We start from the raw sequence: 8,580 nt of genomic DNA, 5'->3' as shown, positions 1-8,580 counted from the left end.
CCCGCCGCGCCGCGCCGCGCCCGCCCCGGCCGGGGCGCGCGGCCGGCCGGGCCTCCGGTGCGCCGCCGCGTCCGCGACGCACCCTCCCCGGGGCGGACCGCGCCGGCGCTCCGCCCCGGGCGGACCCGGCCGCGCCGCCGGACCGCGTGTCCGGCGGCGCGGGGCCGCCTAGTTCTTGGCCTTGTCGACCAGGGCCTTCTCCTTGATCCACGGCATCATGCCGCGCAGGCGCTCGCCGACCTCCTCGATCGGGTGGGCGGCGTTGCGGGCCCGGGTGGCCTTGAACGAGGTCTGGTTGACCCGGTTCTCGAGCATCCAGTTGCGGGTGAAGGTGCCCGACTGGATGTCGGTCAGCACCCGCTTCATCTCGGCCTTGGTCTCGGGCGTGATGATGCGCGGGCCGGTGACGTACTCGCCGTACTCGGCGGTGTTCGAGATCGAGTAGTTCATGGTGGCGATGCCGCCCTCGTAGATGAGGTCGACGATCAGCTTCACCTCGTGCAGGCACTCGAAGTAGGCCATCTCGGGGGCGTAGCCCGCCTCGACCAGGGTCTCGAAGCCGGCCTTGATCAGCTCGACGAGGCCGCCGCAGAGCACGACCTGCTCGCCGAACAGGTCGGTCTCGCACTCCTCCTTGAAGGTGGTCTCGATGATGCCGGCCCGGCCGCCGCCGTTGGCCGAGGCGTAGGAGAGGCCGAGGTCGTGGGCGTTGCCCGAGGCGTCCTGCGCGATCGCGATCAGGGTCGGCACGCCGCCGCCGCGCAGGTATTCCGAGCGCACGGTGTGGCCGGGGCCCTTGGGGGCGACCATCAGCACGTCGAGGTCGGCGCGGGGCTCGATCAGGTTGAAGTGCACGTTGAGGCCGTGGGCGAACATCAGGGCGGCGCCCTGCTTCATGTTGGCCTCGAGCGAGTCGCGGTAGATCTCGCCCTGCAATTCGTCGGGGGTGAGCATCATCACGACGTCGGCCTGGCGGGCGGCCTCGGCGACCTCCAGGACCGTGAAGCCCTCGGCCTCGGCCTTCCTGGCGCTGGCCGAGCCCTTGCGCAGGGCGATCACCACGTCCTTGACGCCCGAGTCGCGCAGGTTCAGCGCGTGGGCGTGGCCCTGGCTGCCGTAGCCGACGACGACGACCTTCTTGCCCTTGATCAGGTTGATGTCGGCGTCACGATCGTAATAGACCCGCATGGCGGCTCCCCCTGTGTGCAGTTGGTGAGATGTGAGCGCTCCGGGCGCTGGAGCGGCCGTGCGACCGGCCGGCTTGTAGCGGCGTGATTCGCGTCAGGGAATAGGCTCGGCGCGCGAAGCGGGCCGCGGCGGCACATTGCAGGGCTGCGCCGCCGATCGGGGCCGCGCTTCCCCGCCGGCGGCCTGCCTCGGGGCCCGGGCCCTCACGCCGGCAAGGCCAGGCCCTCGCGCGCGAAGGCCCGCTGCACCGCCGGGCGCTCCGCCATGCGGCGGGCATGGTCCGTCCAGTACGGGAACCGGGCCGCCATGTCGTAGCCCAGCACCGCGCCGCGGCCCCAGGTCCAGAAGGTCAGCACGTAGGCGTCGGCGACGCTGTAGCGGGAGCCGGCCGCCCAGCCGCCCCGCGACAGCCCGACCTCGACCATCGTCCACAGGTCGGCGCAGGTCTCGCGCGCCGTGGCCTTCACGTCCTCGACCGCGGCCGCGTCGGTGGCGTAGCGCTCCGCCCGCCGGATATGGGCGTAGGCCGGATGCACCGTCGAGGCGATCCAGGCCAGCCACTCGGCGCAGCGCGCCTCCTCGCGCGGGTCCGCCGGCCACAGCCCGGCCTCGGGGTGGCGGCGGGCGATGTAGCGCAGGACGGCCGGGTTCTCGGTCAGCACCCAGTCGCCCTCGGCGAGCGCCGGCACCCGGCCCTTCTGGTTGATGGCGAGGTAGGCGCCGCCCCTCTGCTCGCCCCCCGCGAGGTCGACCCGCACCGCCTCGAACGGCGCGCCGGTCTCCTCGAGGACGATGTGGGGCGCGAGCGAGCAGGCGCCGGGCGCGTAGTAGAGCGTCAGGGTGTCGGGCATCGAGCGGGGCCTCCCGGCGTGTCCCGGCCGCGGTCGGTCGCGGCCGTATCGGTTCTCGGCGGCCGCGCGCTACATCGGCTCGGGCCCGCGCGCCATGGCGGCGACGCCGGTGCGGGAGACCTCGACGAGGCCCACCACCGCCATCAGCTTGACGAAGCGGTCGACCTCCTCGGTCGAGCCGGTGAGCTCGAACACGAACGACGCGAGAGTCGCGTCGAGGGTGCGGGCCCCGAAGGCGGCGGCGAGCCGCAGGGCCTCGACCCGGTGCTCGCCCTTGCCCGCCACCTTCACGAGGCAGAGCTCCCGCTCCAGCGTGTCGCCCTGGAGCGTCAGGTCGACCACCCGGTGCACCGGCACCAGCCGGTCGAGCTGGGCCTTGATCTGCTCGATCACCGCGTTGGTGCCCGCCGTCACGATGGTGATGCGCGAGATGTGCCGCGCGTGCTCGGTCTCGGAGACCGTCAGGCTCTCGATGTTGTAGCCCCGGCCCGAGAACAGGCCGGCGATGCGGGCCAGCACCCCGGGCTCGTTGTCGACGATCACCGCCAGCGTGTGGCGGTTGACCGGCTCGACGCGGACCGGATCGGGGTAGTGGGTGTTCATGGCGTTCATCGTCCTGCCCCTCAGACCAGCATCTTGCCTTCGTCGGTGATCACGTCGCCGAGATCGGCCCCGGTCTCGCCGAGGTAGTCCGAGAGCAGCATCTCGTTGTGCGCCTTGCCGGACGGGATCATCGGGAAGCAGTTCTCGGTCTTGTCGACGATGCAGTCGAAGATCACCGGGCCGTCATGGGCCAGCATCTCCGCGATGGCGGCGTCGAGGTCGTCGGGATCCGCGCAGCGGATGCCCTTGGCGCCGTAGGCCTCGGCGAGCTTGACGAAGTCCGGCAAGCTCTCGGAGTAGCTCTCGGAGTAGCGCGAGCCGTGCAGCAGCTGCTGCCACTGCCGCACCATGCCCATGTACTCGTTGTTGAGGATGAAGATCTTGACCGGCAGGCGGTACTGCACGGCGGTCGACATCTCCTGCATGTTCATCAGGATCGAGGCCTCGCCCGCGATGTCGATCACGAGCGCGTCGCGGTGGGCGAGCTGGGTGCCGATGGCGGCGGGCAGGCCGTACCCCATGGTGCCGAGGCCGCCCGAGGTCATCCAGCGGTTCGGCTCCTCGAAGCGGTAGTACTGGGCGGCCCACATCTGGTGCTGGCCGACCTCCGTGGTGATGTAGGTCTCGCGGTGCCGGGTCGCCTCGTAGAGCCGCTGCACCGCGTATTGCGGCTTGATGGTGGTGCGGGACGGCCAGTAGCCGAGGCACTCGCGCGCCTTCCAGCCGCGGATCTTCGCCAGCCACTCGGTCAGGCGGCCCCGGTCGGGCTCGGTCTCGAGGGCGCGCCAGGCCTCGAGCATGTCGCCGAGCACGGAGGCGCAGTCGCCCACGATGCCGATATCGGCCTTGACGGTCTTGTTGATCGAGGAGGCGTCGATGTCGACGTGGATCTTCTTCGAGAACGGCGAGAAGGCGTCGAGCCGCCCGGTGATGCGGTCGTCGAAGCGGGCGCCGATGCAGACCAGGACGTCGCACTCGTGCATCGCGAGGTTGGCCTCGTAGGTCCCGTGCATGCCGAGCATGCCGAGGAACTGCGGGTCCGAGCCCGGATACGCGCCGAGCCCCATCAGCGTCGAGGTGACCGGGAAGCCGGTGGCGCGGGCGAGTTCGCGCAGGAGCCGCGAGGCCTCGGGGCCCGCGTTGATGACGCCGCCGCCGGTGTAGAAGACCGGCCGCCGGGCGCCCGCCATCAGCGCCACCGCGGCGCGGATCCGGTCCGGGTCGCCCTTCGTCTGCGGGTTGTAGGTCTTGTGGCCGTTGTCGGCCGGGCGCCGGTAGAGCCCGCTCGCGAACTGGATGTCCTTGGGCAGGTCGATCACGACCGGGCCGGGGCGGCCGTGCGAGGCGACGTAGAACGCCTCGTGCAGGATGCGCGGCAGGTCGTCGATCGATTTCACCAGGTAGTTGTGCTTGGTGCAGCTCCGGGTGATGCCGACGGTGTCGCATTCCTGGAAGGCGTCCGAGCCGATCAGGTGGGTGGGCACCTGCCCGGTGACGCAGACGAGGGGGATCGAGTCGAGCAGCGCGTCGGTGAGGCCCGTGACGATGTTGGTGGCACCCGGCCCCGAGGTGACGAGGACGCAGCCGACCTTGCCCGACGAGCGGGCGTAGCCCTCGGCGGCGTGGACCGCCCCCTGCTCGTGGCGCACCAGGATGTGCTTCACGCCGTCCTGGTGGAAGAGCGCGTCGTAGATCGGCAGCACCGCGCCGCCCGGATAGCCGAACAGCGTGTCGACGCCCTGATCCTGGAAGGCCCGGATCACCATCTCGGCGCCGGTCATGACCTCGCCCGCACTCATCGTCGCGCTCCCGCTCTGTCTCGTCCGGTGTCCGTGCGTCCGGTCCGCTTTCGGCAACAAAAAAGGGCCCCGAAGGACCCTGCACGCGCCACCCGTGGGAACCCGGGCCCGTTAAGCCCGCCCCGTCGGTGGCGCCTTCGCTACAATAAGGACCGCGTGCATGCTCGAGAAAGCCTGCTCAGGTAAGAGTGGCGCGGACCCTACGCGCCGCGCCCGGTGGGGTCAACCGGTTTCGCGCGCCGCCGCCGGGCCCGCGGCGGGCTCAGAAGCGCGTGCGCAGCTCGACGTAGGCGGTGCGGGGCGGGCCGGCGTAGATGCCGCCGTTGTCGTCGAGGCTCGCCCGCGTGTAGTAGCGCTTGTCGAGCACGTTCTGGACGCCGACCGTGAGCGTCGTCAGGGGGGCGACCTCGCAGGTCAGGCGGGCGTTCCAGATCGTCCAGCCGGGGATGCGGCCGAGCTTGCCGTCCGCGCTCGGCGCCGCGGTGTTGGCCTCGTCGGCGAACTGGCCCGACTGGGCGTAGCCGAACCAGTCGAGCTGCCAGGGGCCGGTCGCGTACGAGACCCCGACGGTGCCGGAGTGCCGGGAGTACAGCCGCAGGTCGTTGCCCTTGATCGGGCCGGCATCGACCGTGGCGTCGATGTAGGCGTAGGTGGCGTAGGCGCTCAGGCCCGCGAGCGCGGGATCGAGCGCCGCGAGGTCGTAGCGCAGGCTCGTCTCGACGCCGCGGTGCAGGGTGCGGCCGACATTCGTGTAGACGCCCTGCAGCGTGTCGAACACGATCTGGTTGTCGAAGTTGAACTGGAACACCGCGACGTCGGCGGCGAGGCCGCCGATCGTGTAGCGCGCCCCGACCTCGGCCGTCGTGGCGATCTCCGGGTCGATGTGCTGGTCGATGGCCGAGGCCGGCAGCTGCAGGAACCCCACCGCCCCGAACGAGCGCCCGACATTGCCGTACAGGAACAGCGCGGGCGTCGCCTGGAAGCCGACCCGGAGCGAGGGCAGCGGCACCGTGTAGTGCTCCTCGGCGCGGAACCCCGTCTGGTTGTTGCGCCGGCTGGTCGTCACGTCCTCGACCCGGATGCCCGGCGTGATCGTGAGCGTGCCGAAGGTGAACTTGTCGTCGAGGTAGGCGGCATGGGCGTCGGTGGCGCCCGAGGAATCCCGGTTGAGCGCCGGCCGGACCAGGAACGGGTTGGCGCCCGCCCGGAAGCTGCGCCGCAGCCGGCGCTCCTCGGCGTCCTCGCGCACGTAGCGGTATCCGAGGGAGATCTCCTGGTTGAGCCCGAGCAGGTCGGTGCGGACGCTGAAGCGCGGCTCGATCCCGAAGGTGTTGTAGCTGCGCGGCGTCACGTCGTAGACCGTCGCGGCCGCGTCGCGGCTGCGGTTGGAGAGCCCGAAGGTGCGCCGGCTGCTCGTGTCGAACAGGGTGGTCTCGAAGTACTTGGTGCCGTCGAACTCGTTGACGTAGCGCGTGACGCCCTCGATGCGGCTGCCCTGGTAGGTCTGGAACCCGTTGGTCGAGCCGTAGGGGTCGCGCGCGTAGCCGGCCCGGTCGAGGGGGCCGGGCAGGTCCGCGGTGGCGTTGTAGCCGTGCACGCGCCCGTCGACGTAGCTCTCGGGCGTGAGCTGGACGCGGTACTTGAGCATCGCGTCGTCGATGTCCTGGTTGGTCCGCGGGCGGAAGGACGGCCCGTGGTTGCCCGAGTAGAGCAGCGCGAGGCCGCTCCCCTCCGGGTTGGTGGCGCCCACCACCAGGTCGGCCTGCCCGTTGAGGAAGCCCCGCGCCTGCTCGGACCCGTTGAGGTTGCCGCGCAGCCGCACGAGGCCGCCGAACTCCTTCGGGATCGGCCAGGTGACGTAGTTGATGACGCCGCCGACGTTCTGCGGCCCGTACCGGACGGCGGCGCCGCTCTTGATCACGTCGATGCGCTCCAGCATGCCGAAGGACACCGGGGCGAGGGAGAGCTCGGGCTGGAGGTAGGGCGCGCTGGAGAGCGGGATGCCGTCGAGCAGCACCGTGGCGTAGCCGCTGAAGCGCGCGGTCAGGCCCCGGATGCCGATGTTCTGGGCGAAGTCGCCGCTGCCCGTGCCGTTGGGCGGGGGCGCCTGCACGCCCGGGATCAGCCGCAGGGCCTCGGTGATGTTCCGGGCCCCGGAGGCCTGGATCGCGGCCTGGTCGGCCTCGCCCAGGCTGCCGGCGTAGGCCCGCGCGGCCAGGGGCGCCTGCGCGGTGGCGAGCGGGCTCGCCGAGACGTCGATCGCCTCGAGCGCGATGGCGTCGTCCGGAGCGGCGCCGGCCTCGACGGTCAGGCCCAGGAAGGCCGCGAGGCCGGTGATGCAGAGGGAACGAGCCATGTCCTCGGGTGCCTGGTCGCGCGTGACGCAAGGGAAGATGCGCTTTAACGGCTGCGCTCGACGATGGGAAGAGCCGGAACTCCTGCCCGGCCCCGTATTCGCACGGTCAGGGTCTCTCCCGGGCCGGGATAGATTTGGAATTCGTCCAATGAAGCGCCGGCGCGGAAGAACCCGCGCGGCGCGGGCGGGCCACCGCGGCCGGGCAGCGCCGGCCGCGCGCCGACCTTTGGCAAGCCGACCCGTCTCGGCTATCTGGAGCGGGGCCGGGGCGGAGCCCGGGCGAGCAGCGGGATGGCGCGATGACGGCCGGGACGGCCTACCTCTTGGTCGATGTCGCCGGCACGGCCTGCGCGCTCAGCCGGGAGGCGGTGCGCGAGCTCCTGCCCCTGCCGCGCCTGTGGCGCCCGCCGGGGGCGCCCGCGGCGCTCGCGGGCTTCCTCAACCTCGCCGGGGCCGCGGTCCCGGCCCTCGACCTCGCGGCTCTGTTCGGGCTCGCCCCCGCGTCCGCCCGGGACGGGCTCTACCGCCACCTCGTGCTGCTGCGGGGCGAGGCCCCCGTCGCGCTCCTCGTCGACCGGGTCGACGACCTCGTGCGGGTGGACCCGGCCCAGGTCCGGCCGGTGCCGGAAGGGGCGACCCTGAACGGCTGCGTGGCCGAGGAGATCCGCCTCGGCGAGCGCCTGGTGCACGGGCTCTCGCCGGCGCGCATCCTGCTCGCCGAGGAGCGCGGCCGCCTCGACGCGGCGACCCGGGAGGCGCAGCGGCGGCTCGCCGAGTGGGCGGCCTGACCCGTCCGCGGGGGGCGGCCCCGACCGGCGACCCGGCCTTCGCCGCCCTGAAGGCGCGGCTCGTCGCCCGCACCGGCCACCACTACTACGCCGACAAGGACGACCTGCTCTGGGAGCGGGTCGCCCGGCGCATGCGCGCCTGCGGGGCGGCCGACCCGGCCGGCTACCTCGCGCAGCTCGACGACGCCGGGGCCGAGTGGGCCGCCCTCGAGGCCGAGATCACCATCGGGGAGACGTTCTTCTTCCGCTACGCCGAGCAGTTCGCGGCCCTGCGCGGCACGATCCTGCCGGAGCGCCTCGCGGCCCGCGGCGGGGAGCGGCGCCTGCGGATCTGGAGCGCGGGCTGCGCCACCGGGGCGGAGACCTACTCGCTCGCCATCGTGCTGCACGAGCTCCTGGCCGAGCGGCTGCCCGACTGGCGCATCGGGCTCACCGGCACCGACATCAACCGGGACGTCCTTTCCCTCGCGCGCCGGGCCGAGTACGGCCCCTGGGCCCTGCGCACCCTCTCGCGGGAGGAGCGCGCGCGCTACTTCCGGGCCGGCGCCCGCGAGGGGACCTTCGCGCTGCGGCCGGAATTCCGCGGCCTCGCGCGCTTCGAGCCGCAGAACCTGATGAGCCTCCTCGACGGCACGGCCTCCCTGGCGCTCACCGACTACGACCTCATCCTCTGCCGCAACGTCCTGATCTACTTCCATCCCGACGTGGTGCTGGCGCTGGTGCGCGCCCTCGGCCAAAGGCTGCGTCCCGGCGGCTGGCTGCTCCTCGGCCACGCCGAGCCGAACCCGGCCTTCTCCGAGTTCCTGACGCCCGTGAGCCTCCCCGGCACGGCCGCCTACCGCCGGCCCGGGGACGGCGAGGCGCCGGACGGCCCGGCGGCCCTGCCGGCCAGACGCCCCGCGGCCCCGGCCTGGGCGCCCCTGCTCCCGCCCGCGGGCTCATCCGTCCCGGCTGCGGGCTCATCCGGCCCGGCCGCGGCGCCCCGCGCCCCGGCG

7 protein-coding genes are annotated in these 8,580 nt (G+C 72.6%); 2 read left to right on the top strand and 5 right to left on the bottom strand.

Going from position 1 to position 8,580, the window contains the following annotated elements; genetic code table 11:
- Nucleotides 1–168: 168 nt before the first annotated feature.
- The 5 genes from ilvC to DT057_RS00945 form a co-directional block, all read right to left on the bottom strand.
- On the bottom strand, nt 169–1,188 hold the full coding sequence (gene ilvC / locus DT057_RS00965; RefSeq protein WP_128560258.1) for a ketol-acid reductoisomerase: 1,020 nt from the start codon (nt 1,186–1,188) through the stop codon (nt 169–171).
- 203 nt (nt 1,189–1,391) lie between these two features.
- Nucleotides 1,392–2,039 carry a glutathione S-transferase family protein gene (locus DT057_RS00960; protein WP_128560257.1) on the bottom strand — a complete coding sequence of 216 codons (648 nt, stop codon included), beginning with the start codon at nt 2,037–2,039 and terminating at the stop codon, nt 1,392–1,394.
- 69 nt (nt 2,040–2,108) lie between these two features.
- Nucleotides 2,109–2,651, bottom strand: coding sequence for an acetolactate synthase small subunit (gene ilvN, locus DT057_RS00955; protein WP_128560256.1), 543 nt, complete (start codon nt 2,649–2,651; stop codon nt 2,109–2,111).
- 11 nt (nt 2,652–2,662) lie between these two features.
- The gene (locus DT057_RS00950; RefSeq protein ID WP_128560255.1) at nt 2,663–4,441 is read right to left on the bottom strand and encodes an acetolactate synthase 3 large subunit; all 1,779 of its coding nucleotides are present in this window, start codon (nt 4,439–4,441) and stop codon (nt 2,663–2,665) included.
- A 262-nt stretch (nt 4,442–4,703) separates the two neighbouring features.
- Nucleotides 4,704–6,797, bottom strand: a complete 2,094-nt coding sequence (locus DT057_RS00945) for a TonB-dependent receptor family protein (RefSeq protein ID WP_128560254.1) — start codon at nt 6,795–6,797, stop codon at nt 4,704–4,706.
- Nucleotides 6,798–7,096: 299 nt separating this feature from the next.
- On the opposite strand from DT057_RS00945, the gene DT057_RS36385 reads away from it, so the two are divergent.
- Nucleotides 7,097–7,585, top strand: a complete 489-nt coding sequence (locus DT057_RS36385; protein ID WP_128560253.1) for a chemotaxis protein CheW — start codon at nt 7,097–7,099, stop codon at nt 7,583–7,585.
- A partial coding sequence (locus DT057_RS36380; protein WP_477457081.1) for a CheR family methyltransferase occupies nt 7,582–8,580 on the top strand: 999 nt, incomplete at its 3' end. The genes DT057_RS36385 and DT057_RS36380, both read left to right, overlap by 4 nt.

It is taken from the genome of Methylobacterium crusticola (genome assembly GCF_003574465.1).
In the GTDB taxonomy this organism is placed as follows: Bacteria; Pseudomonadota; Alphaproteobacteria; order Rhizobiales; family Beijerinckiaceae; genus Methylobacterium; species Methylobacterium crusticola.
Note: the sequence above shows the minus strand (reverse complement) of the source record. Positions and strands in the feature narration are given on the sequence as shown.